This is a genomic window from Streptomyces gottesmaniae (genome assembly GCF_031845845.1).
In the GTDB taxonomy this organism is placed as follows: Bacteria; Actinomycetota; Actinomycetes; order Streptomycetales; family Streptomycetaceae; genus Streptomyces; species Streptomyces akebiae.
Genome location: NZ_JAVRFJ010000040.1, coordinates 31,247 through 56,384 on the forward strand (window position 1 = coordinate 31,247; position 25,138 = coordinate 56,384).

Here is a 25,138-nt window from a genome sequence, read left to right on the forward strand (position 1 = left end):
CCGTGCGCCCGCGCCCTCGTTCCCTCCTCACCCACCCGCTCAGAAAGAGACCCCCTCATGACCGCTGGCAACCGAGACGTGCACACCTGGCTGACCGCGCGTGTGGCCACCTATCTGCGCCGATCGCCGGAGGACATCGACACGTCCGTACCGCTGGCCGACTACGGCCTGGACTCCCTCACGGCGCTGGCCGTCACCGCCGACATCGAGGACGAGTTCGAGGTCACCGTCGACGACGCGCTGACCTGGGACCACCCCACGGTCGACGCGCTGAGCGCGGCGCTGTCCGAGCTGGTGGGCGGGCAGCCGGCAGCGGCGGCGGGCACGAGCGAGAAGCAGGCCCGACGATGAACTCTGCCCTGCCCCTGACGGCGGCCCAGCACGGGGTGTGGGTCGCCCAGCGGCTCGCACCCGACAGCCCCCTGTACACCTGCGGCATCTACTACGACGTCCCCGGGCCGGTGGACCGCGCCCTGCTGGCCCGTGCCGTGCGGCGGACCGTGGCCGAGACCGAGGCGCTGCGCGTCCGCTTCCACGAGGACGCGGAGACGGTCCACCAGAGCGTCGACCCGTCCATCGAGGGGGAGTTGGATTACCTCGACCTCGGCGGCGCCGACGATCCGGCCGCCGCCGCCCGCGCCTGGACCGACGCCGATCTGGCCAGGCCCGTGCCGGTCACCGGCGACCGGCTCTTCCGGCACACCCTGCTGCGGCTCGGACCCGACCGGTACTGGCTGCACTTCCGCTACCACCACATCCTCCTCGACGGCTACGGACAGGTCCTGCACTGCCGTCGCCTGCTGGAGGTCTACACGGCGCTGGCGGCGGGCGAACAGCCGCCCCCGAGCGGATTTGGCACCCTGCGCGAGGTTCTGGACGAGGAGCACGCCTATCTCGGCTCCGCCCGCCGGGAGCGCGACGGCGCCTACTGGCAACGGGAGTTCGCCGACCTGCCGGACTCCACCGAACTCGGCTCCGCGGTCACCGCCCCCGGCCCCGCCTCCGCGGCGACCGTCCCCGCACTCGCCTCCGGCGCCTCCGGTGCCACCGGACTCGCGCCCAGCCTCCCCTCCGCGACCGGCCGTCTGCCCGAGGCCACCGCCGCGCGGATGCGCGGACTCGCGGGGTCCCGCTGGTCCCTGCCGGTGATCGCCGCCATGGTCGCCCACACCCACCGCGTCACCGGGGCCCACGACGTGGTCGTCCGCGTGTTCATGGCCGCCCGCCTCAGCCAGCGGGCCCTGGCCACGCCCACCATGCTCGTCAACGACGTCCCGCTGCGGATCCCCGTCGACGGCTCCACCACCTTCACCGAACTCCTGCACCGCGTCACCGCCCGCCTCGCCGAGGCCACCCGCCACCAGCGCTACCCGCACGACGAACTGCGCCGCGCCCTCGCCGCCACAGCCCACCCGGGCACCCTGAGCGGCCCGTCGGTCAACGTCCTCTCCTTCGCCTCCGCCCGCCTGCCCTTCGGCCCCGCCCTGGCGACGGCACACCAGCTCGCCTCCGGCCCGGTGCGCGACCTCGCCCTGCACGCGTTCGGCGATCCCGAGGCCGGCGACGGCATCGAGCTGACCGTCAACGCCCACCCCGGGCGCTTCACCCCCGGGACGGCCGCCGCCCACCGCGACCGCTACACCCGCCTCCTCACCGCCGCCACCGACCGCCCCGACCTGCCCGTCGGCGCCCTCGACCTGCTCGACGACGCGGAGCGGGAGCGCTTCCACGCCCGCAACGCCACCGGCCGCGCCACGGACCCGCGCTCACTGGTGGAGCTCTTCGAGGCCCAGGACCCGGCCGCCGAGGCCGTCGCCTTCGAGGGCGAGCGGCTGACGTACGGCGAACTCAACACCCGTGTGAACCGCCTCGCGCACGCCCTGCGCGGCAAGGGCGTGGGACCGGAGTCGCGGGTCGCGGTGCGGCTGCCGCGCTCGCTCGACCTGATCGTCGCGCTGTGGGCGGTGCTGAAGACCGGCGCCGCGTACGTACCCGTCGACACCGGCTACCCGGCCGACCGGATCGCGTACCTCATCGCCGACTCCCGCCCCGCGCTCGTGCTCGACGAGGACACCGTGCGCTCCCTCGGCGAGGGCGAGAGCGACACGAACCCCGGCGTCGTCCCGCGGGGGGACCACGCGGCGTACGTCATCCACACCTCGGGGACCACCGGCCGTCCCAAGGGCACCGTCGTCACCCACGCCGGCATCGCCAACATGCTCGCCTGGATGCAGGACGAGTACCGGCTCACCCCGGCGGACCGGGTCGTGCACAAGACGCCCGTCGGGTTCGACGTGTCGGTGTGGGAGGTGTTCTGGACCCTCACCCGGGGCGCGACCCTCGTCGTCGCCCGCCCCGACGGCCACCGCGACCCGGTCTACCTGGCCCGGCTGGTCCGCGACGAGCGCGTCACCGTCATCCATTTCGTCCCGGCCATGCTCGGCCCCTTCCTCGACGAGTACGACGAGAACGAGGCAGGGCCGCCCCCCTCGCTGCGCATGGTCAGCTGCGGCGGCGAGGCGCTGCCCGACGGGCTCGCCGACCGCTTCCACCGCGAGTGCGGCGCCCAGCTGCACAACTCCTACGGCCCCACCGAGTTCTCGGTGACCGCGACCTCCCACGCCTGCCGGCCCGGCGAGCCCGTCACCATCGGCACCCCCACCCACAACTCGCGTGCCTACGTGCTCGATCCGGCCCTGCGGCCGGTGCCGGACGGCGTCACGGGCGAGCTCTACCTCGCGGGCGTCCAGCTCGCGCGCGGCTATCTCGACCGTCCCGGCGCCACCGCCGAGCGGTTCGTCGCCGACCCCCACGGCCCGGACGCCGGCAGCCGCATGTACCGCACCGGCGACCTGGTGCGCCGCCGCGCCGACGGCTCCCTGGAGTTCGTCGGACGCTCCGACGACCAGGTCAAGATCAACGGACAGCGGGTCGAACCCGCCGAGGTCGAGGCCGTCCTGGCGTCGGTGCCCGGCGTGGCACAGGCGGTGGTCCTCGTCCACGACTCCGACGCGGGCGCCCGGCAGCTCGTCGGCTACGTCACCGGCGCCCCGCGGACCGACCCCCGGGCCCATCTCGCGCGGCGGCTGCCCGCCCACATGGTGCCGGTGAGCGTGTTCGTGCTGCCCACGATCCCGGTGACACCCCACGGCAAGATCGACCGCCGCGCCCTGCCCGCCCCGGCCCGGCCGGTGAGCGGTCGGGCCCCCGCGACCGCCACCGAGCGCACCCTGCACACGATCGCCGCCGCTCTTCTCCACCGCCCCGAACTGGGCGTCGACGACGACCTGTTCGCCCTCGGCGCGGACAGCATCCACGCCATCCAGCTCGTCGGCCGCGCCCGCCGCCAGGGCCTGCGCCTCACACCGCAGGACGTGTTCGACCACCCGACCGTCGCCGGGCTCGCCACCGCCGCCGGGGCGGCACCGACGACGACCACGGCACCGACGGCCCCTTCGACCCTGCCGGCCGAGGACGACCCGGTCGGCGAACTCCCCGAGACCCCGATGGCCCGCCGCCTCGCCGAACGCGGCGGCTCCACGGCCGGCTTCGCCCAGTCCCTCCTGTTGGCCGCCGACCCGGGACTGTCGTACGACCGGCTGACCGCCGCCCTGCAGCAGGTGCTCGACCGTCATGACGCCCTGCGCATGCGCGGAAGGCACATCCGGCCCGTGGGCGCCGTACGGGCCGAGGACTGCCTGAGCCGGGCCCGCGACGAGGACGTGGCCGGGCAGAAGGAGACCGCGCGGCGCGCGCTGTCGCCGGACGACGGGGTGATGGTCCGGGCGGTGTGGTTCGCCTCCGGCCGACTGCTGCTCGTCCTGCACCACCTGGTCGTCGACGGCGTGTCCTGGCGCATCCTGCTGGCCGACCTCGCCGAGGCGCTCAAGGGTGCCGAGCTGTCCCCGCCCGGCACCTCGTTGCGCCGCTGGGCCGGACACCTCGACGCACCCGTCGACGAAGTCCCGCTGTGGACCGACCTGTTGTCCACCCCGGAGCCCGTGCTCGGCACCCGCCCCCTCGACCCCGCCCGGGACGTCCACGGCACCGCCCGCTCGGTCACCGTCACCGTCCCGGCCGAACTCACCGCCACCCTGCTGGGCATCCTGCCCGCCGCCTACCGGGCCACCCCGGACGACATCCTGCTCGCCGCGCTCTCGGCGGCCGTGCAGCGCCACCGCGGCGAGGGCCCGGTCCTGGTCGACCTGGAGGGCCACGGCCGCGACCACCTCCCGGACGGGATGGACCTGTCCGGCACCGTCGGCTGGTTCACCCGCGTCCACCCCGTCCGCCTGGGCCCCGGCACCGCGACGGACGCCCAGCTGATCAAGCGCACCAAGGAGGAACTGCGCGCGATCCCGCACGGCGGCCGCGGCCACGACGCGCTGCGCGACCGGCTCACCGGACTGCCGACGCCGCAGATCTCCTTCAACTACCTGGGCCGCCTGGACGCACAGGACCTCGGCGGCTGGCGTCTCGCCGACGGCGAGGCGGCCGTGGAGCTGCTGGCGGACGACGACCTCGCGCTCACCCACGCCCTCCAGATCGACGCCCACGTCCGCGACGGCGAGCTGACCGCCGAGTGGACCTACCCCTCGGGCGTCCTCACCGAGACCGACGTACGCGCCCTCGCCGACGCGTGGACGAGGGCCCTGGCCGAACTCGCCCCGCACACACGAGGCGGACTGACCGTCTCCGACGTGCCCCTCGTCCGGATCACCCAGGAGGAACTGGACAGGTTCCGCGGCGCCACGGACGTCCTGCCCCTCTCCCCGCTCCAGGAGGGCCTGCTCTTCCTCGCCCTGTACGAGCCCGACGACCCCTACGTCGGCCAGCTCGTCCTGGAGACCGACGCCGCCTTCGACCCCGAGCGGATGCGGGCCGCCGCCACCACCCTGCTGCACCGTCACCCCAATCTGCGGTCCGCCTTCCGCAGCCGCTCGACGGGCGCCCCCGTGCAGGTCGTCCCCGCCGAGGTCAAGGTCCCCTGGGAGGAGCGCGACGAGGACGACCTGGAGACCTTCCTCGCCCGTGACCGCGCCCGCGGCTTCAGCGTCGTCCGGCCGCCCCTGCTGCGGTTCACCGCACTCGGCGACCGCCGTCTGGTCCTGACCCACCACCACCTGCTGCTGGACGGCTGGTCCCTGCCCCTGCTCGTCCGCGAACTGTTCACCCTGTACGGCGGCACCGAACTGCCTCCGCCCGCCCCGTACCGGGACCACCTGGCCTGGCTCGACCGGCAGGACCGCGAGGCCTCCGCCGAGGTGTGGCGGGAGCGGCTCGCCGGTCTGACGGCACCCACCCTGCTCGCCCGTGCCGAGCGCACCCCCGACGGACACGACGTCCACGACCTGGTCCTGCCCGAGGAGCTCACCGACGCCCTGACGTCGACGGCCCGGGCACACCGGCTCACCCTCAACACCGTCGTGCAGGGCCTGTGGGCGCTGCTGCTGAGCGCCTTCACCGGCCGTGACGACGTGGTCTTCGGCGCGACCGTCTCCGGACGCCCGCCCGAGCTGCCCGGCGCGGAGTCGATGCTCGGGCTGTTCGTCAACACCCTGCCGGTCCGGGTGCGGATCGACCGGGACGAGACGCTCGCCGCGCTGCTGGCCCGGCTCCAGCGCGAACAGCGGTCCCTCCACGCCCACCAGCACGTCTCGCTGGCGGACTTGACCCGCGCCGCCGGCTTCGACGCGCTGTTCGACACCGTCGTCGCCTTCGAGAACTACCCGATGGACGACGGCATCGAGGCCGGCGGACTGCGCCTGGCCCACGCCGATCTCGTCGAACGCACCCACTACCCGGTCACGCTCTCCGTGTTCCCCGGCGACCGGCTCCGGCTGCGGTTCTCCCACCTCGCCGGTGCGTTCGACACCAGGGCCGTCACCCGCCTCGCCGACCTCCTGGCCGGCCTGCTCGGCGGCGCGGCGGCAGAACTCGACCGTCCGGCGGCGGAGTTGATCGAGGCGAGCGAGGACGACCGGCTGCTCGTCATGGGCACCGCCCACGCGGAGACCGGCCCCGCCCCCGTGGCCCCGGCCGGCGGCGGCGACCCCCGCACGCCCGAGGAGGAGTCACTGTGCGCCATCGTCGCCGAGGTCCTCGGCGTCGAACGGGTCGGCGTCGACGACGAGTTCTTCGCGCTCGGCGGCACCTCGATCCTGATGATCCGGCTGGTCCACCGCGTCCGCGACGAGTTCGGCGTCGACCTGTCGCTGCGCGACCTGTTCGCCGCCCCCACCGTCGCCGGTGTCGCCGACCGGCTGACCCGGCTGGCCCCACAGGCCAAACGCATCACCGCCGAGGAACGGCCCGGCCGCATCCCGCTGTCCTTCGCCCAGGAACGCATGTGGTTCCTGCAACGCCTCCAGGGCGCCTCCGGCACGTACAACATCCCCCTGGCGATCCGGCTGACCGGCGCCCTCGACACCGACGCCCTCGGCGGAGCGCTGGCCGACCTCGTCGCCCGCCACGAGGCGCTGCGCACGGTCTACCCGGAGGACGCCGACGGCCCCCACCAGGTCGTCCTGCCGCCCGAGACGCGCTACACCACGGAGTTCGTCCGGGACACCGATCCCGACCTCGCCGCCGACGCCGGCCGCCCCTTCGACCTGACGCGCGACGTGCCCCTGCGGACGACGCTGTACGAGACCGGACCCGACACCCATGTCCTGCTGCTGGTCGTGCACCACATCGCGGCGGACGGCGCCTCGCTGCGCCCGATCGCCGAGGACATCACCACCGCCTACCGCGCCCGGACCGGCGCCACGGCACCCGGTCTCCCCGAACTGACCGTCCAGTACCCGGACTTCGCGATCTGGCAGCGCGAGACGCTCGCCGCGGACCTGCCCCGCCAGATCGAGTACTGGAAGCAGCACCTGGACGGGCTGCCGCCCGAGGTCACCTTCCCCGGCGACCGGCCGCGCCCGGCGGTGGCCACCCACCGCGGGGACCACGTCGAGTTCACCGTCGCCCCGGAGCTGTACCGGCGGATGCTGGAGCTGGCCGGCCGCACCCGCACGACCCCGTTCATGGTCCTCCAGGCGGCCGTGTCGCTGCTGCTGACCCGGCTCGGCGCGGGCGAGGACATCCCGCTCGGCGGTGTGATCGCCGACCGGCCCGACTCGGTCCTCGACGACGTGGTGGGCGTCTTCATCAACACCCTCGTCTACCGCATGGACACCTCGGGCGACCCCAGCTTCGAGGAGCTGCTGGTCCGCGTCCGCGAGACGGGTCTGGCCGCCTACGCCCACCAGGGCGTCCCCTTCGAACGGCTGGTGGAGGAGCTGAACCCGGAGCGCTCCCGCTCCCGGCACGCCTTCTTCCAGGTGATGCTCGCCTGGCTGGACCTCACCGAGGCCCGCTTCGACCTGCCCGGCGTCACCGCCGACCCCGGCCCGGTCACCAGCGGCACCGCCAAGTTCGACGTGCACTTCGACTGCCACGTCCACGAGGACGGCGGGCTGCTGTGCCGTCTGGAGTACGCCACCGACCTGTACGACCGCCGTACCGCCGAGAGCTTCGCGACCCGGTTCGTGCGCGTCCTGGAGTGCGTCACCGCCGACCCCGGCCGACGGCTCCGGGAGGTGGACGTCCTCGGCACCGAGGACCGCGCCCTGGTGCTGAACGGCTGGAACGACACCACCGTCCGCTTCGACGGCGAGGCCTCGGCGGTCGAACTGCTCCAGGCCCAGGCGCTCCGGAACCCGGACGCCGAGGCGATCCGCTTCGAGGGCGAGAGCGTCACGTACGGCGAGTTCGACGCCCGGGTGAACCGGCTCGCCCACGCCCTGCGCGAGCGGGGCGTCGGACCCGAGTCACGGGTCGCCGTGATGCTGCCGCGCTCGGTCGACCTGATCGTGGCCCTGTGGGCGGTGCTCAAGGCGGGCGCCGCGTACGTGCCGATCGACACCGGCTACCCGGCCGACCGGATCGCGTACATCCTCGCCGACTCCGGGGCCCGGCTGCTGATCTCCGACCGGGACGCGGACGGCTTCGAGCGGATCGCACCCGACGTCGAGGGACCCGACGAGAACCCGGGCGTGACGGCACGGGGAGACAACGCGGCGTACGTCATCTACACCTCGGGCTCCACCGGCCGCCCCAAGGGCACGGTCAACACGTACGCGGGCATGGCGAACCGGCTGTGGTGGATGCAGCGCGACCACCGGCTCACCCCGGGCGAGCGGGTGCTGCAGTCCACCCCGGTCAGCTTCGACGTGTCCGTGTGGGAGGTCTTCTGGACCCTCATGTACGGCGGCACCCTCGTCGTGGCCCGGCCCGACGGCCACCGCGACCCGCTCTACCTGGAGCGGCTGACGCGCGAGGAGTCCGTCGCGGTCGTGCACCTCAGCGCGTCCATGCTCGGCGCCTATCTGGCCGAGACCCGGCTGCCCGACTCCGTCCGCCTGGTCGTCTCCGGCGACGAGGCCCTGCCCGCCGAACTGGTCCGCCGCTTCCACGAGGACGGGGCGGCCGAGGACGCCGTGCTCCTCAACGCCTACGGTCCGACCGAGGCCGCCGTCGACGTCACCGCCTGGGCCGCGCCGGCGGACACCCGGACCGTGCTGATCGGCGGTCCCGTCGCCAACACCCGCGCCTACGTCCTCGACGCGACGCTGGCACCGGTCGCCCCCGGCGCGCCCGGCGAACTGTACGTGGAGGGCGTCCAACTGGCCCGCGGCTATCTCGACCGGCCCGCCCTGACCGCCGAGCGGTTCGTGGCGAGCCCGTACGGGCCGCCCGGGGCGCGCATGTACCGCACGGGAGACGTGGCACGCTGGACGGCGGACGGCGAACTGGAGTACCTCGGGCGCGCCGACAACCAGGTCAAACTGCGCGGGTTCCGCGTCGAACTCGGCGAGATCGAGGACGCCATGGCCGACCACCCGGCCGTCGCCCGGGCGGCCGCGGCCGTGCACGGGCAGTGGCTCGTCGGGTACGTGGTCCCCGCCGCCCCTGCCCCTGCCTCGGCCCCCGCTCCCGTCGACGTCGACGACCTGCGCGACCGGCTCGCCGCCCGACTGCCCGAGTACATGGTCCCGGCCCAGATCGTCACCCTGGACACGCTGCCGCTCACCCCGAACGGCAAGCTCGACCGCTCGGCCCTGCCGGTCCCCGACCTCGCCCGCACGACCGGCCGCGGCCCGCGCACCCCGCAGGAGGAGATCCTGTGCGGCCTGTTCGCCGAGGTCCTCCGCGTTCCCGAGGTCTCGATCGACGACGACTTCTTCGCGCTCGGCGGGCACTCCCTGCTGGTGACCCGGCTGGCGAGCCGCATCCGCGCCGCCCTCGACACCGACCTCGAACTGTCGGTGCTGTTCGAGGCCACGACCGTGGCGAGGCTCGCGGCCCGGCTGGACCCCGGCGGCCCGCGCCGCTCCGCGATCGCACCTCGGCCGCGCGAGGGACGGCTGCCGCTGTCGTACGCGCAGGAACGACTGTGGTTCCTGCACCGCTTCGAGGGCCCGTCCCCGACGTACAACCTGCCCGTCGCGCTGCGGCTGAGCGGTGCCCTCGACGTGACCGCGCTCACCGCGGCCCTGGACGACCTGGCGGGGCGGCACGAGAGCCTGCGCACGGTCTTCGCCGAGGACGGGCACGGCCCCCACCAGGTGGTCCTGCCCTCCGTGCCGCCGCTGACCGTCGTCCGCACCGACGAGGACGCGCTGGGTGAGCGGCTCGCCGAAGCCGTCCGCACACCGTTCGACCTCACCGCCCGACCGCCGCTCCGCGCCACCCTGTTCGACCTCGGCGACGACGAGCACGTGCTGCTCCTCGTCCTGCACCACATCGCCGGCGACGGCGCCTCGATGGCGCCGCTGGCCCGCGACCTCACCACCGCGTACGCGGCCCGGAGCCGGGGCGAGGCACCCGCATGGGCCCGACTGCCGCTCCAGTACGCCGACTTCGCGGTGTGGCAGCGACAGTCGCTGGGGGCGGCCGACGACCCCGACAGCCTCCTCTCCCACCAGCTCGACCACTGGCGGACGACGCTCGCCGGGCTGCCCGAGCAACTGGAACTGCCCTTCGACCGGCCCCGGCCCGCCGTCCCCACCCACCGCGGCGACACGGTGCCCTTCGCGGTCGAGCCCGCCGTCCACGAGGCCCTGGTCCGGCTCGCCCGCGCGCACCACACGACCGTCTTCATGGTCGTGCACGCCGCCCTGGCCACCCTGCTGCACCGGCTCGGCGCGGGGGAGGACATCGTGATCGGCTCGCCGGTCGCGGGCCGCACCGACGACGCCCTGACGCCCCTGATCGGTTACTTCGCCAACAACCTCGTCCTGCGCACCGACCTGACCGGCGCCCCCGACTTCACCGAGGTGCTGCGCCGGGTACGGGCCGCCGACCTGGCCGCCTACGCCCACCAGGACGTGCCGTTCGAACGGGTCGTGGAAGCCCTCAACCCGGCCCGCTCCACCGCCCGGCACCCGCTGTTCCAGACCGGCCTGAACTTCAGCGACGCCGACCAGCAGACCGCCCTCGACCTCGCCGTCGACCTGCCCGGCCTGACGGCACGCGTGCGGCCGGTCGCGTCACCCACCGCCAAGTTCGACCTGTCGTTCTTCCTCGTCGAGCGGCCCGAGGGCGGGGTGGACGGCCTCCTGGAGTTCGCCACCGACCTGTTCGACCGCGACTCGGCCGCCCGTATCGCCGAGCGGTTCACCCGACTGCTCACCGCCGTCACCGCCGAACCCCACCGCCCGGTGCGGGAGTTCGACCTCGTGGGCGCCGACGAGCGCCGACTGCTGCTCACCGAGTGGAACAGCACCGCCCACGAGGTGCCGACGCGGACCCTGACGGACCTGATCGAGGCCCAGGTGACCCGCACACCCCACGCGCCGGCCGTCGTGTTCGGCACCACCGAGCTGACGTACGCCGAACTCGACGCCCGTGCGGGCCGGTTGGCACGACACCTGCTCGACCTGGGAGCCGGGCCGGAACGCCATGTCGCCGTGCTGATGCCGGTCTCCGAGGACGTCCCCGTGACCCTGCTGGCCGTCTGGAAGACCGGCGCCGGATATCTGCCGCTGGACCCCGCCCACCCGGACGACCGCCTCGCCTTCATGCTGGGGGACATCGCACCGGTCGCCGTGGTCACCACGGCCGAACTCGCCGAGCGGGTCGCCTCGTTGACGACCGCGGCCGTCGTACCGACGGACGACCCGGAGATCCGGCGACGCCCCTGCGGCCCCCTCACCGGCGTGATCCGCCGACCCGACCACACCGCCTTCGTCATCTTCACCTCGGGCTCCACCGGGCGGCCCAAGTCGGTCGTCGTCGAACAGCGCTCCCTGGTCGCCTACCTGGCCTGGGCCACCCACGAGTACGAGAGCCTGCGCCGCCGCGTCCTGGTGCACTCGCCGGTCTCCTTCGACCTCACCGCGACCGGCATGTTCGGCCCGCTGATCTGCGGCGGCACCGTGGAACTGGTCCGCTGGACCGCGAGCGGCCCCGACCCGGACGGCCAGGTCACCCGGCCCGACTTCGTCAAGGCCACCCCCACCCATCTGCATCTGCTGAGCGCGGTCCCCGAGGAGTACTCCCCGAGCGGACAACTCGTCCTCGGCGGCGAGTCCCTCCTCGGCGACGTCCTGGACGCCTGGCGCTCCCGGCACCCCGGCGTGACCGTCCTCAACGAGTACGGCCCGACCGAGACCACCGTCGGCTGCAGCCTGTTCCGCATCGAACCCGGCGACCCCGTGCCCCCCGGCGTCGTCACCATCGGCACGCCCGCCTGGAACACCCGCATGTACGTGCTGGACGCGCTCCTGCGCCCTGCACCCGTCGGCACCGCCGGCGAACTGTACGTCGCGGGCGACCTCGTCACCCGCGGCTACCACGGCCGCCCCGGCCTGACCGCCGGACGCTTCGTCGCCGACCCCTTCGGCCCGCCCGGAACCCGGATGTACCGCACCGGCGACCTGGCCCGGTGGACCGCGGCAGGGCGGCTGGAGTTCGTCGGCCGCGTCGACGAGCAGGTGAAGATCCGGGGCTTCCGCATCGAACTCGGCGAGGTGGAGGCCGTCCTCACCGCCCAGCCGGGCATCGACGCCGCCGCCGTGGTCGTCCGCGAGGACACCCCCGGCGACAAGCGTCTCGTCGCCTACGTCGTGCCGCGCGACGGACACCCGGCGGACCCGGCCGCCCTGCGCGCCGCGGCGGCCGGCGCCCTGCCCGACTACATGGTCCCCTCCGCCTTCGTCCCCCTGGCCACGCTGCCGCTCACCGCCAACGGCAAGATCGCCCGCAAGGCGCTGCCCGCGCCGGACCACACCGCCGAGAGCACGGGCAGCACACCCGCCGAAGGCCCGCAACGACAGGTGGCGGACCTCTTCGCCGCCGTCCTCGGCGTGCCCGACGTCGGCGCCGACGACGACTTCTTCCGCCTCGGCGGCCACTCCCTGCTCGTCGCCCGCCTGGTCAACCGGATCCGCGCCGACCTCGGAGCGGAGCTGTCCATCAGGGAGGTCTTCGAGCACCCGACCGTCGCCGGACTCGCGGACCTGCTGTCGGACCGGCCGACGCGGACCTCCCGGCCCCCGCTGGTCCGCCGCGAACGGCCCGAAAGGGTGCCCCTGTCGGCGGCGCAGCGACGGATGTGGTTCCTCGACCGGCTCGACGGTCCCACGGCGACGTACACCATCCCCGTCGTCCTGCGGATGACGGGCACCCTCGACCGGGACGCCCTGCGGGACGCCTTCGGCGACCTGGTCCGACGGCACGACGTACTGCGCACGGTGATCGCCGACGGACCGGACGGTCCGCACCAGATCGTCGTCGACACCGAACCGAGTTTCGAGGTCCGGTCGCACGCCGCGGCCGACTTCGCCGCGGGGCTGGCGGAGGCCGCCCGGACGCCGTTCTCCCTCGACCACCAACTGCCCGTCCGCGCCGTGCTGTTCACCGACGGGGAACGCGAGCACGCCCTGCTGCTGCTCCTGCACCACATCGCGGGCGACGGCGCCTCCATGCGGCCCCTCGCCGAGGACCTCTCCACGGCCTACGCCGCCCACCTCGCCGGCCACGCCCCCGACTGGTCCCCGCTGCCCCTCCAGTACGCCGACTACGCCCTGTGGGAGCGCGAACTGCCCGCGGACCGCGTCGAGTTCTGGACGCGGGCGCTGGCCGGCGTGCCCGACCAGATCGACCTGCCGACCGACCGGCCCCGGCCCGCCGTCGCCTCCCAGCGCGGTGGCACCGTGCCCTTCACCGTGCCGGCCGCACTGCGCGGCCGGGTCGACGCGCTCGGCCGTGACCGGGGCGCCAGCGCCTTCATGGTGCTGCACGCCACGCTCGTCACCCTGCTGACCCGGCTCGGCGCCGGTGAGGACATCGTCGTCGGCACTCCCGTGGAGGGCCGTCCGGACACCGCGCTGGAAGGCCTCGTCGGGCTCTTCGCCAACACCCTGGTCCTGCGCGCCGACACCTCCGGCGACCCCACGTTCGAGGAGCTGCTGGACCGGGTGCGCGCGGCGGACGTGGCGGCGTACGACCACACCGACGTGCCGTTCGAGCGACTGGTCGAGGTCCTCAACCCGGCGCGCTCCCGCTCCCGGCACCCCCTGTTCCAGGTCATGCTGACGGTCAACCAGGAGGCCGTCGCCCCCACCCTCCCCGGCCTCGCCGTGACCCTCGGGGACGTGCCCGGCGACCGCGCCAAGTTCGACCTGTCGCTGACGTTCGTCGAGACCCGCGAGGGCGGCTGGTCCGGATCGGTCGAGTACGCCTCGGACCTGTTCGACCGGCCCACGGCCGAGAGCGTCGCCGCCCGCTATCTGCGCCTGCTCCAGGAGGTGACCGCCGACCCGGCACGGACCCTGCACACACTGCCCCTGCTCACCCCGGCCGAACGCGAGGACACGCTCGTCCGGCGCAACGACACCGCCCGCCCGCTGCCCGAGACGTCGCTGCCGGAGATGTTCGAGGCGCAGGTGGCACGCACCCCGCACGCGGTGGCCGTCGTCGCGGACTGCACGGCGCTGACGTACGAGGAGCTGAACCGTCGCGCGAACCGGCTCGCCCGGCACCTGATCACGCTCGGGGCCGGACCGGAGAGCGTCGTCGCCGTCGTGCTGCCGCGCCGCCCCGAGGTGGTCGTCGCCCTGCTCGCGATCCTGAAGACCGGGGCGGCCTATCTGCCGGTCGACCCGGCCAACCCGCGGGCACGGATCGACGCGCTGGTCGCCGACGCGGCGGCGCGGATCGTGCTCGACGAGGAGACCTTCCCGGCCGGCCTGGACCATCTCCCCGACAGCGACCCGGGCCTGCCCGTCCACCCCCACCAGGCCGCCTACCTGATCCACACCTCCGGATCGACCGGCCGCCCCAAGGGAGTCGTCGTCGCACACGGATCGCTCGCCGCCTATCTGAGCGAGGCGGTGGCGATGTACCCGGCCGCGGCCGGCGAGTCCCTGGTCCACACCTCCCTCGCCTTCGACATGCCGGTGACCACGCTGTTCGCTCCGCTGATCACCGGCGGCCGGGTGCGGTTCGCGGACCTGGACCACGCCACCGGGACCCCCGACCTGCTCAAGGTCACCCCGAGCCATCTGCGGCTGCTGGAGTCCCTGCCCGACCGCGTCAGCGACGCGCGCAACCTGGTCATCGGCGGCGAGGCCCTCGACGGCACCGCCCTGCGGGCGTGGCGCGCGAGGCACCCCGAGACCGTGGTGGTCAACGAGTACGGCCCCACGGAGGCGACCGTCGGCTGCGTGGTCCACCGCCTCGAACCCGACGACGACCTCGGCACGGGACCGGTGCCCATCGGCCGCCCCATCGCCAACGCGCGCGTGTACGTCCTCGACGACCACCTCCAGCCCGTCGCCGACGGGGTGTGGGGCGAGCTGTACCTCGCCGGCGCCGGACTCGCCCGCGGCTACGCCGGACGGCCCGGCCAGAGCGCCGAACGCTTCGTCGCCGACCCGTACGGTCCGCCCGGCACCCGGATGTACCGGGTGGGCGACCGGGCCCGCTGGAACCGTGCCGGTGTCCTGGAGTACGCCGGCCGCGTCGACGACCAGGTCAAGATCCGGGGGTACCGGATCGAACCCGGCGAGATCGAGGCCGCCCTGACCGCGCTCGACGGAGTCGCGCGAGCCGCCGTGATCGCCCGCGAGGACCGCCCTGGCGACCAGCGCCTGGTGGCGTACGTCGTCGCCGAAAAACCGTCGGTGGTCGACGAGTTGCAGGACCGGCTCGCCACCGTCCTCCCCGCCCACCTCGTACCGTCCGCGTTCGTCGGGGTGGACGCGCTTCCGCTGAACGCCAACGGCAAGCTCGACCGCAGGGCACTGCCCGCCCCACCGGACACCGCCGCCGGTACCGGCCGGGCGCCGCGGACCGAACGGGAGACCCTCCTGTGCGGGCTGTTCGCCGAGGCGCTGGGGGTGCCCGAGGTCTCCGCCGACGACGACTTCTTCGCACTGGGCGGTCACTCCCTGCTCGCCACCCGGCTGGCGGGCCGGATCGGTGAGGCTCTGGAGATCCGCTTCAGCCTGTCGGCACTTCTCGAAGCACCCACCCCGGCGGGACTGGCCCGCCACCTCGCGGAGGGCGGACCGCACGCCGCGTCGTGGGTGCCGGACTCGGAGGCCGAGCTGAGTCCCGCCCTGCGCTTCACCTCCGCCGCAACCCCCGCCGGCCCGCCCGACGCGCCGCATGCCCGTCCGGACGCCGCCGGACCTCAAGAGATTCTGCTGACCGGGGCCACGGGGTTCGTCGGAGCCTTCCTCCTGGCGGAGCTGCTGCAGCGGACTTCGGCGCGCGTGCACTGCCTCGTCCGTGCGCGGACCGACGCCGAGGCCGGCGAGCGGCTGACCGGGGCCCTGCGGCGCTACGGCATCGACCTCGGGCCCGCGCCGGACGAAGCGCGGCTGCATGTCGTCCGGGGCGACCTGGCGGCAGGGGACCTCGGCCTCGACCCCTCGGACTGGGCGGGGCTGCGCGAGCGGGTCGACACGATCGTGCACAGCGGCGCGCACGTCCATCACCTCTCGCCGTACGACCGGCTGAAGCCGGCCAACGTGGAGGGCACCCGAACCCTGTTGCGCCTGGCCGCCGAAGGCAGGCACAAGGCCTTCCACCACCTCTCCACCCTCGGCGTGTTCGGGCTCGGCCAGAACTCCCGGCTGGTCAGGGAGGATTCACCGATCGACGGTGAGAAGCACCCGTTCGGGAACGGCTACGCGGCGAGCAAATGGGTCGCGGACCGGCTGGTGGAACGTGCCTTCGAGCGGGGGGCCGCCGGCGGCATCCACCGGCTCGGCCGCATCTGGGCCCACACCGCCACCGGTGCCGTCAGTGCGGACGACATGTTCTCCCGACTGCTCACCAGTTGCGCGGCGCTCGGCTGCTATCCGACCGGACCGGATCTTGAGGAAGCGCTGCTCCCCGTCGACGTCCTGGCCCGCGCCGTCGTGGGGCTGATGCTGACGGGGACCGGAACCGCCCGTGTGCACCACCTCCACCACCCGCGCACGGTCGGAGCCGGTGTCTTCATGAGCGGGTACGACCGGACGCGCGGGACGGTCTCCGAAGCGGTCCCGCTCACCGAGTGGCTGGACCGTCTGCGGCGCGCGAGCGAACAGGGACAGGACCTGCCGATCCTGCCCTACCAGGCGTATCTCGAGGAGCACGCGAGGAGGGCGCCGGACCCCCGGCAGCCGAACCTGCGGTTCGAGAACGACAGGACGCTGCGGCGACTGCGGGACCTGGCGGTCGCGGTCCCGGACATCGACGAGGCCGCGATCTCCCGCTACTGGGACTTCGTCGAACGCTGACGCGAGCGACCTGATGACCCGCCACCCCGGTCGGACCACCGGCCGGAACCGTGGCCCCACTCCCCACACCCGGGAGGCGAAGTGCCTCCCGGCTCCCGAAAGGAACACCGACCCGTCATGACGAACCCCTTCGAGAACCCCGACGGCACCTACCTGGTCCTGGTCAACGACGAGGGCCAGCACTCGCTGTGGCCCGACTTCACCGCCGTGCCCGCCGGCTGGACCTCCGCCTTCGGCCCGGAGAGCCGCACCGCCTGCCTGGAGTACGTCGAACGCGAGTGGACCGACCTGCGCCCCAAGAGCCTCGTCCGGGCCATGGGCGCGTGACACGGACGCAGCGGACGAAAGGGAACACGCACGTGAGCAGCGTCGACGTGACGCAGGCACCGTACGCCCCGGCGAGCGCCGACGGCACGGTGCGGTACGACGCCCGCACCCTGGCCCGGCTCGGCCATGTGGCGGCGGAACTGCTGGACCAGGCGGGCGACCGGGTCGACGATCCGGCATGGGTGGCTCTCGCCCGGCACGCCTGGGAGGACGTCCCCGCCGACATACGGCGCACCGTGAGGGAGTTCCGCAGGGATTCGGGCCCCGACGGCGCCCTCGTCCTGAGGAGGCTTCCCATCGGTGCCGCGCGCCTGCCGCTGACCCCGATGGTGAAGGGCTCGGTCCAGCACGTTCCGTCCCTGCCCGCCGCGACCCTGCTGCTGTTCGCGGCCGGGCTCGGCGACCCGGCCGCGTTCGCGGCGGAGAAGTCCGGCGCCCTCGTCCAGGACGTCGTGCCGGTGCCCGGCCAGGAGACGGTCCAGGGCAACGTCGGCTCGGTCGAGCTCACCTTCCACACCGAGAACGCCTTCCACCCCCACCGCCCCGACTACGTCATGCTGCTGTGCCTGCGCCCCGACCACGAGGGCACGGCCGAACTGCGCACCAGCTGCGCCCGACGCGTCCTGCCGCTGCTGACCCCCGGCACCCGGGAGGCGCTCGGCAGGCCCGAGTACGTCACCGAGGCGCCGCCGTCCTTCGGACCGGCCGGCGAGGGCACCGCGCACGCCGTGCTCACCGGCGATCCGGACGACCCCGACTGGTGCTTCGACGAGGCGGCCACCAAGGCGCTGACCCCCGGGGGCCGGGCCGCCCTCGCCGAACTCGCCGAGGTGGCGCACCGCACGTACACCGGGGTGCTGCTGCGCCCCGGCGACCTCGCCGTCGTCGACAACCGGATCACCCTGCACGGCCGTTCGGCGTTCACCCCGCGCTACGACGGCCACGACCGCTGGCTCCAGCGGACCTTCGCCTTCAGCGACCTGCGCCGCTCCCGCGACCACCGTCCCGGTGACGGAACCGTGCTGGTCAAGTGACCCGCCGAGCGACATCGGACCGCAACGCGTCACGAGAACCGTCGACATGAAAGGTACGTGCTGACATGACCGAGACCGACCGGACACCCTTCGCGGTGTTCGAACGTCACGAGTCGAACGTACGCAGCTACTGCCGCGACTTCCCGGTGGTCTTCGAACGAGCCGCCGGACACCATCTGTGGGACACCTCCGGACGCCGCTACGTCGACCTGCTGTGCGGGGCCGGCGCGCTCAACTACGGCCACAACCCGCCCCGGATCGTCGAGCGGGTGGCGGCCTACCTCACGGCCGGCGGCCCGGTGCAGTCGCTGGACCTGCACACCACCGCCAAGGCCGACTTCCTGGAGCGCTTCACCGGCCTGGTCCTCCAGCCGCGCGGCCTCGGCGACCACGTCGTCCAGTTCCCCGGACCGGCCGGAACGCTCGCCGTCGAGGCCGCGCTGAAGCTGGCCCGCAAGGTCACCGGGCGCACCGAGGTGATCGCCTTCACCGGCGGCTTCCACGGCACGTCCCTGGGCGCCCTCGCCGCCACGACCTCCCCGCTGCTGCGCGGCGCGGCGGGCGTACCGCTGACCGACGTCACGATCCTCCCGTACGGCGACGCGGCCGAGCCCGATCCGTTCGCAGCCCTGGAACACGCCCTCGGTCCGGACGCGGCGACGCCCCCGCCCGCCGCGGTCCTGCTGGAGACGGTCCAGGGCGAGGGCGGACTGCACACCGCGCCCCGCGCGTGGCTGGCCCGGATTCGTGAACTCGCCGACGCCACCGGCACGTTGGTCATCGTGGACGACATCCAGGCGGGCTGCGGACGCACCGGTACCTTCTTCAGCTTCGAGGACGCCCCCGAACTCCGTCCCGACCTGGTCTGCCTGTCGAAGTCCCTCAGCGGAATGGGGCTGCCGATGGCGGCGCTGTTGATCCGGCGCGAGATCGATCGCTGGGCCCCCGGCGAGCACAACGGTACGTTCCGTGGCCACAACCTCGCCTTCGTGGCGGGCTCCGCGGCACTGGACCACTGGACCGACCCGCACTTCACCGACCACGCCGCCGAACTGGCCGCCGCGATCCGCACCAGCCTCGCGAGCATCGTCGACGCCCTCCCGGTGGGTGCCGTCGAAGTCGTCGGGAAGGGAGCGATGAGCGGACTGAGATTCCCCGCCCCCGGGACGGCCGACCGGATACGGGGGGCGTTGTTCCGCGCGGGCGTCGTCGCCGAGACCTCGGGGTCGGGGCACGTGCTGAAGCTCCTGCCGCCCCTGACGATCTCCCTCACCGAGTGGAAGGACGTGGCGGACACCGTGGGCGAGACGGTCCAGGTACTCGCTACGACGTAGTCGCCCGGTCGTCGTGACAGCCGCGCCGCAGGCCGACCGCCGCCACCGTCCCGACGACGGTGGCGGCGACTGCGCGGGACGCGGCCGCGACCGCTACCAGGCGAAGGCCTCCGGAGACGGTCCCGGTCCGGGGAAGATCTCGTCCAGACCGGCCAGCAGCTCCTCGCTCAGCTCCAATTCGACGGCGCGCAGGGCGGATTCGAGCTGCTCCGCCGTGCGCGGGCCGACGATCGGACCGGTCACACCGGGACGGGTGAGCAGCCAGGCCAGGGCGGCCTCACCGGGCTCCACGCCGTGCTTGTCGAGCAGGTCCTCGTAGGCCTGGATCTTCGCGTGCACCTCAGGGCCGGACATGGCGCCCGCCGCTCGCCCTTCGCTGCGCCGACCGCCCTCGACCTCCTTCTTCAGCACTCCGCCGAGCGCACCGCCGTGCAGCGGCGACCACGGGATGATGCCGAGGCCGTACTCCCGCGCGGCCGGGATGACCTCCATCTCGGCGCGGCGCTCGTAGAGGTTGTAGAGGCACTGCTCGCTGACGAGGCCGATGGTGCCGCCCCGGCGGGCGGCGGTCTCGTTGGCCTGGGCGATCTTGTACCCGGGGAAGTTGGAGGACCCGGCGTAGAGGATCTTGCCCTGCTGGACCAGCACGTCGACGGCCTGCCAGATCTCCTCGAACGGGGTGTCCCGGTCGATGTGGTGGAACTGGTAGAGGTCGATGTGGTCGGTCCGCAGCCGCTTGAGCGACGCGTCCACGGCGCGCCGTATGTTCAACGCCGACAGCTTCTCGTGGTTGGGCCACGCCGTGCCGTCCGCGCCCATGTTGCCGTACACCTTGGTCGCGAGGACGACCTTGTCGCGGCGGTCGCCGCCCTTGGCGAACCAGGTGCCGATGATCTCCTCGGTACGGCCCTTGTTCTCGCCCCAGCCGTAGACGTTCGCCGTGTCGACGAAGTTGATGCCCGCGTCCAGCGCCGCGTCCATGATCGCGTGGCTGTCGGCCTCGTCGGTGTGGGGACCGAAGTTCATGGTGCCGAGGACGAGCCGGCTGACCTTGAGGCCGGTGCGTCCGAGCTGCGTGTATTTCATGAACCGCACGCTAGTCGCGTGGAGTGCGCTCTAGGCAAGCCGCAACTCGCGTTCCACACCGCAGTGACACAACCCCTGCGAACAGCCAGCCACTGACACCGGTCTCCGGCTAGTCGACTGCTATCTTCATAGTCAACGACGCACCTAGGTGCATCGTTGACTATGACTCTGTGCGTCGGCCGCGCCCTGCGCCGACCGCGTCGACGAGAGGTGGTCGGCCCGTGCCGAGCGGTGCGTACCTGCGCTATGTCGCCCTGGGCGACAGTCACACCGAGGGGCTCGGGGACGGTGACGACGACCGCGGTCTGCGGGGCTGGGCGGACCGGCTCGCCGAGCGGCTCGACCGGCACCGCCCCGGCCTGCGCTACGCCAACCTCGCGGTGCGCGGCCGCAAGGTTGCGGAGGTGCGCGCCGAGCAACTCGCCCTGGCGCTCGCGATGCGGCCCGACCTCGCCACCGTCGTCGCCGGGGTCAACGACGTGCTGCGCCCCCGCGTCGACCTCGACGAGGTGGCCGGGCATCTGGAGGCGATGTTCGCCGCCCTCACCGCCCAGGGCGCCACGGTCGCGACCCTCACCGTCCCCGACGTGGGGCGCATCACCCCGCTGGCGCGCCCGATCGGCAGCCGGGTGCGCGCCCTCAACGACCGCGTCCGGGAGGCCGCCGACCGCCACGGCGTGGTGGTCGCGGAGACGGCCGCCCACCCCGTCGTGACCGATCCGCGGCTGTGGAGCGCCGACCGGCTGCACGCGGGCCCGCTGGGACACGCGCGCATCGCGGCCGCCGTGGCCGAGGCGCTCCACCTGCCGGGCAGCGACGACACCTGGACCCTTCCGCTGCCTGCCGAGGGGACGGACGCCGCCGCCTGGCGGGCCGTGGGTGCCGAGGTGCGCTGGGCCGGGGCGTTCCTCGGCCCCTGGATCGCCCGCCGCCTGCGCGGCCGCTCCTCCGGCGACGGCCGTCAGGCCAAGAGACCCGCCCTCCTGCCGGTGACCGCGCCCGCCCGCTAGGGCGAGTGCGGCGCGGCCGCGCGCTGGTCGAGTCTGCGCAGGGCCATGTCCCCCCACTGCAGGTTCTCCCGCTCCAGGGACATCCCGCGCAGCAGTGTGAGGTACGGGCCGACGCGTTCGGCCTCGGCGAAGAAGGCTTCCTCGGAGCGCCCGTCGAGGAGGCGTCGGCGCAGCTTCTCGTAGTGGGCGAGCTTGGTGGTGGCCCACTCCATGCGCTGGGTGATGGCGACCCGAACCGCCTCGCTGTCGCCGACGTCCACGCACTGCACCTTGACCATCAGCTCGTCCCGGATCACCGCCGGCTTCCCGGGCGGCTCGGAGGTGTAGGCGCGCACCGCCTCGCGCCCGGTCGGGGTCAGCGAGAACAGCCGCTTGTTGGGGCGGCGTTCCTGTTCGACGACGCGGGCCGTGACCAGCCCTTCGGCCTCCATGCGCTCCAGCTCCCGGTAGAGCTGCTGGGGAGTCGACATCCAGAAGTTGGCGACCGTCGCGTCGAACGCCTTCGCGAGGTCGTACCCGGACGCCTCGCCCCCCAACAGCGCGGCCATCACCGCGTTCCGCAGAGCCATGAGCACACGCTAACAGTGCTGTGACTAATCAACGAAGTGACTGTCACCGTCTCTTCACCTGTGGACAGGGCCTGTCGGTCCCTCTAGTCTCCTCCTCACTTACTCAATTCCTTGTATATGACTTCGATGAGAGGTGGGTTCATGCACGCCTTCCGTGAGGCTGTGGAGAGCGGGGACATGGAGGCCGTCGCCGCCCTGCTGGCCGACGACGTCGTCTTCACCAGCCCGGTCGTGTTCAAGCCGTACTCGGGCAAGGCGATCACCGCCGCGATCCTGCGCGGTGTGGCCCGGGTCTTCGAGGACTTCACGTACGTCCGCGAGATCGCCAACCCCGACGGGCGCGACCACGCCCTCGTGTTCACCACGACCGTCGCCGGCAAGCGGCTCCAGGGCTGCGACTTCCTGCACTTCGACGAGGACGGGAAGATCGACGAGTTCACGGTGATGGTCCGTCCGCTCTCCGCCGCCCAGGCCCTGTCCGAGGCGATGGGCGCCCAGTTCGAGCGGATCGCCCGGGAGGCGGCCGAGGGTGTCAGTGCTCGTTCGTAGGATCTCGGCATGTCCGATGCCTTCACGGTCCTGTGGACCCATGACACGTGCCGTGCCCTGCGCGCGGCGGGACGCGAGGGCGAGCGCCCGCCCGTCACGTTCAGCGGTGTCCATTCCTCGCTCCCCGCCTGGTCGGGCGCCCGCCCCGACGACGCGGTGTACGCGCTGCACGTGAACCGGGGCGACGTGCTGCTGGTGAGCCGGATGCGCGTGGTCGACAGGGAGCGGCGCGACTGCTGCGGCACCACCCCGGCGACATGGCGGGACCCGGGGTTCCCCGGACACCACGACTGGGCGGCGCTCGGCGCGGGCGGCTGCGGTGCCGAGGCCGTACACGTGGACGCCACCCCCGTGCGCTTCGACCTGCCGGTACCCGGCGACCTCCTCGGACGGCTGACCTGGCGCAACCGCCGAGGACAGACCCGGGGCCTGAAGTACGTGGTGGACGGACGCCTGCAGCGAGCGGTCAGCCTCCAGGGGTTCTACCGCCTCACGCCCGAGTCGGCGGACGACCTCGCGGAGGTTCTCGGCAGCGCCGCCCTCTGACCCGTTCCGAGGGTCAGCCCGCCGTCGGGCCCTCGGGAACCTCCGCTCGCGTGAAGCCGCTGCTCCGCTCCACCTTCGCCACATGCAGGGTGTAGCTCCGGTACCACTCGGCTCGGCCACGCTTCTGCGCCGCGCGGTGTTCGAGGTCGGTACGCCATCGCGTCAGCGCGTCGGCGTCACGGAAGTAACTGACCGTGATGCCCAGCCCGCCGGGCGTCTGCGCATGGTCCATCCCCAGGTAGCCGGGGATGTCCTTCACCAGGTCCTCCATGCGCGCGTTCGTCTCGGCGTAGCCGTCCTGATCCTGGGTGCGCACCGTGGTGAACACAGCCACGTAGTAAGGGGGTTCATGGGCCTCGACGGGTGCGACGGCCGCTTCCGAGTGGTCGCTCATGGCTCCACCGTACGGGCCGGGGCGCGCTCGGTGGCGGGCGGCGGTTCCGCGGTGCGCGGGGCCAGGGCGGCAGACACGCGCTTGATCGTCCGGGCCTTGCCGGTGCGCCCGTCAACGGATTTTCAGCCCGGCGCCGGGCGTCGGGCTCCTGCGCGATCGTCCGGTGTCACATGGCTCCGGCTCCCCAGACGCCCCCGGGGACGCTCGTGCTCCGTGGGTCCGTCCGGGCCGCCTCCCTGGCCACCTGGACGGTGCGGAAGCCTCTGCGGTAGGCCGAGGGCGAGGTGTGCATGATCTTGGTGAAGTGGTGGCGGTAGGTCACCGGTGACTCGAAGCCGACGGCGGCCGAGACCTCCTCCACGGAGGCCTGTGAGGTCTCCAGCAGCGGCAGGCTCGCCCGGACCCGCTGCGAGATCAGCCAGCGGATCGGTGAGACGCCCTGGCTCCGCGCGAAGTGACGCAGATAGCTGCGCTCGGACATCCGTGCCTCGCGGGCCAGCGTGCCCACCGTGATCGGCCCGCCCAGGTTCTTCATCGCCCAGGCCATGCTCCGCGAGAGCCCGTCGTCCTCGGGCGGCGCCGCCACCGACGCCTCGATGTACTGCGCCTGGTCCCCGTCCCGGTGCGGCTGGATCACCAGGCGGCGGGCCACCGCGTTGGCCAGCTCCGTCCCGAAGTCCTTGCGCACCAGATGCAGGAACAGATCCAGGCTGGCGGCGCTGCCCGCGCCGGTCAGGACGTCGCCTTCGTCCACGTACAGCGGATTCGGATCCACCTCCACCCGCGGATGGCGGGTGCGCAGCAGCCCCGCCCACCGCCAGTGCGTGGTGGCGCGCCGCCCGTCGAGCAGTCCGGCCGCCGCCAGCTTGTAGGCGCCCGTGCACGTGGAGACGATGCGCGCGCCGGCCCGGTGTGCCGCGCGCAGTTCCGCCACGAGCGCGTCGGAGGGCGGCACGTCCAGATCGGCGCTGCTGGGCACGATGACCGTGTGGGCGGTGCGCAGCTGCCGCAGTCCGTACCGCGTGGTCAGCACGGCCCCTCCCGCCAGGGGCACGGAGGAGGGCTGCTCCGCGCAGAGCCGCAGCTCGTAGCGACCGGAGATCAGGTCGCTCAGGTACGGGCCGAAGACGGCCGTGGCCATGCCGACCTCGAAGGCCGAGGTCTCGTCCGTCACCAGTACGGCGACCCGGTAGGGCGGGTTCTCCCGCCGCTCTCTCATCCGCTCTGCCATCTGTCGCTCCTCCCGCGGAGTACCTGACGGAGCCCCTGGCGGAATCTTAGCGAAGAGTGTCATTGCCGCCACTGGTACTGGTCGGGTGCCCACGGAATCCTGGGTGATGTCAGCGCGACACAGACGCGACGCAGAGAGGTGGAGACGGAATGTACGCACTGGGTATCGCCTTCAAGCGCTTCTTCCGCGACGTGTTCTACGGCGTCGACACGGCCCATGCGATCCGGCACGGGCTGCGGCCGGCGCCCCCGCCCGCGCACTGGAACGACTGACC

13 protein-coding genes are annotated in these 25,138 nt (G+C 73.3%); 9 read left to right on the forward strand and 4 right to left on the reverse strand.

The window, feature by feature from the left end; translation table 11 throughout:
* Nucleotides 1–57: 57 nt before the first annotated feature.
* From RM704_RS34910 to RM704_RS34930, 5 genes are all read left to right on the forward strand, one after another.
* Nucleotides 58–351 (forward strand): acyl carrier protein, encoded by a 294-nt coding sequence (locus RM704_RS34910; RefSeq protein ID WP_033527854.1) that lies wholly within the window; start codon nt 58–60, stop codon nt 349–351.
* Complete coding sequence (locus RM704_RS34915) at nt 348–16,784, forward strand: non-ribosomal peptide synthetase (protein ID WP_052146091.1); 16,437 nt, start codon at nt 348–350, stop codon at nt 16,782–16,784. The genes RM704_RS34910 and RM704_RS34915 overlap by 4 nt, the downstream gene beginning before the upstream one ends.
* A 117-nt stretch (nt 16,785–16,901) precedes the next feature.
* Nucleotides 16,902–17,111 (forward strand): MbtH family protein, encoded by a 210-nt coding sequence (locus RM704_RS34920; protein ID WP_033527853.1) that lies wholly within the window; start codon nt 16,902–16,904, stop codon nt 17,109–17,111.
* Between the two features lie 32 nt (nt 17,112–17,143).
* Nucleotides 17,144–18,145 (forward strand): TauD/TfdA family dioxygenase, encoded by a 1,002-nt coding sequence (locus tag RM704_RS34925; RefSeq protein WP_033527852.1) that lies wholly within the window; start codon nt 17,144–17,146, stop codon nt 18,143–18,145.
* A gap of 65 nt (nt 18,146–18,210) precedes the next feature.
* Nucleotides 18,211–19,479: a diaminobutyrate--2-oxoglutarate transaminase gene (locus tag RM704_RS34930; RefSeq protein ID WP_052146090.1), complete on the forward strand. Its 1,269-nt coding sequence runs from the start codon at nt 18,211–18,213 to the stop codon at nt 19,477–19,479.
* Between the two features lie 93 nt (nt 19,480–19,572).
* Here the strand turns inward: RM704_RS34930 and RM704_RS34935 are convergent, their stop codons facing one another.
* Nucleotides 19,573–20,565 carry an aldo/keto reductase gene (locus RM704_RS34935; RefSeq protein ID WP_033527851.1) on the reverse strand — a complete coding sequence of 331 codons (993 nt, stop codon included), beginning with the start codon at nt 20,563–20,565 and terminating at the stop codon, nt 19,573–19,575.
* A gap of 221 nt (nt 20,566–20,786) precedes the next feature.
* On the opposite strand from RM704_RS34935, the gene RM704_RS34940 reads away from it, so the two are divergent.
* Nucleotides 20,787–21,575 carry an SGNH/GDSL hydrolase family protein gene (locus RM704_RS34940; RefSeq protein WP_033527850.1) on the forward strand — a complete coding sequence of 263 codons (789 nt, stop codon included), beginning with the start codon at nt 20,787–20,789 and terminating at the stop codon, nt 21,573–21,575.
* On the opposite strand, the gene RM704_RS34945 is transcribed toward RM704_RS34940, so the two are convergent.
* The gene (locus tag RM704_RS34945; protein ID WP_033527849.1) at nt 21,572–22,144 is read right to left on the reverse strand and encodes a PadR family transcriptional regulator; all 573 of its coding nucleotides are present in this window, start codon (nt 22,142–22,144) and stop codon (nt 21,572–21,574) included. The genes RM704_RS34940 and RM704_RS34945 overlap by 4 nt on opposite strands.
* A 141-nt stretch (nt 22,145–22,285) precedes the next feature.
* Between RM704_RS34945 and RM704_RS34950 the strand changes: the two genes are divergently transcribed.
* Together RM704_RS34950 and RM704_RS34955 are read left to right on the forward strand one after the other, a co-directional pair.
* Nucleotides 22,286–22,693, forward strand: coding sequence for a nuclear transport factor 2 family protein (locus RM704_RS34950; protein ID WP_033527848.1), 408 nt, complete (start codon nt 22,286–22,288; stop codon nt 22,691–22,693).
* A 9-nt stretch (nt 22,694–22,702) separates the two neighbouring features.
* Nucleotides 22,703–23,239, forward strand: a complete 537-nt coding sequence (locus RM704_RS34955) for a hypothetical protein (RefSeq protein WP_033527847.1) — start codon at nt 22,703–22,705, stop codon at nt 23,237–23,239.
* Between the two features lie 13 nt (nt 23,240–23,252).
* On the opposite strand, the gene RM704_RS34960 is transcribed toward RM704_RS34955, so the two are convergent.
* Nucleotides 23,253–23,633: an antibiotic biosynthesis monooxygenase family protein gene (locus tag RM704_RS34960; RefSeq protein WP_033527846.1), complete on the reverse strand. Its 381-nt coding sequence runs from the start codon at nt 23,631–23,633 to the stop codon at nt 23,253–23,255.
* A gap of 166 nt (nt 23,634–23,799) precedes the next feature.
* Nucleotides 23,800–24,864 carry a GlxA family transcriptional regulator gene (locus RM704_RS34965; protein ID WP_311591982.1) on the reverse strand — a complete coding sequence of 355 codons (1,065 nt, stop codon included), beginning with the start codon at nt 24,862–24,864 and terminating at the stop codon, nt 23,800–23,802.
* A gap of 149 nt (nt 24,865–25,013) precedes the next feature.
* On the opposite strand from RM704_RS34965, the gene RM704_RS34970 reads away from it, so the two are divergent.
* Complete coding sequence (locus tag RM704_RS34970; RefSeq protein ID WP_311591984.1) at nt 25,014–25,136, forward strand: hypothetical protein; 123 nt, start codon at nt 25,014–25,016, stop codon at nt 25,134–25,136.
* The last annotated feature ends 2 nt before the right edge of the window (nt 25,137–25,138 follow it).

Excerpts from the sequence above, each read along its gene's own strand:
- RM704_RS34910 (WP_033527854.1), top strand. The coding sequence starts at position 58 with ATGACCGCTGGCAACCGAGACGTGCACACCTGGCTGACCGCGCGTGTG.
- RM704_RS34915 (WP_052146091.1), top strand. The coding sequence starts at position 348 with ATGAACTCTGCCCTGCCCCTGACGGCGGCCCAGCACGGGGTGTGGGTC.
- RM704_RS34920 (WP_033527853.1), top strand. The coding sequence starts at position 16,902 with ATGACGAACCCCTTCGAGAACCCCGACGGCACCTACCTGGTCCTGGTC.
- RM704_RS34930 (WP_052146090.1), top strand. The coding sequence starts at position 18,211 with ATGACCGAGACCGACCGGACACCCTTCGCGGTGTTCGAACGTCACGAG.
- RM704_RS34935 (WP_033527851.1), bottom strand. The coding sequence starts at position 20,565 with ATGAAATACACGCAGCTCGGACGCACCGGCCTCAAGGTCAGCCGGCTC.
- RM704_RS34945 (WP_033527849.1), bottom strand. The coding sequence starts at position 22,144 with ATGGCTCTGCGGAACGCGGTGATGGCCGCGCTGTTGGGGGGCGAGGCG.
- RM704_RS34950 (WP_033527848.1), top strand. The coding sequence starts at position 22,286 with ATGCACGCCTTCCGTGAGGCTGTGGAGAGCGGGGACATGGAGGCCGTC.
- RM704_RS34955 (WP_033527847.1), top strand. The coding sequence starts at position 22,703 with ATGTCCGATGCCTTCACGGTCCTGTGGACCCATGACACGTGCCGTGCC.
- RM704_RS34960 (WP_033527846.1), bottom strand. The coding sequence starts at position 23,633 with ATGAGCGACCACTCGGAAGCGGCCGTCGCACCCGTCGAGGCCCATGAA.
- RM704_RS34965 (WP_311591982.1), bottom strand. The coding sequence starts at position 24,864 with ATGGCAGAGCGGATGAGAGAGCGGCGGGAGAACCCGCCCTACCGGGTC.
- RM704_RS34970 (WP_311591984.1), top strand. The coding sequence starts at position 25,014 with ATGTACGCACTGGGTATCGCCTTCAAGCGCTTCTTCCGCGACGTGTTC.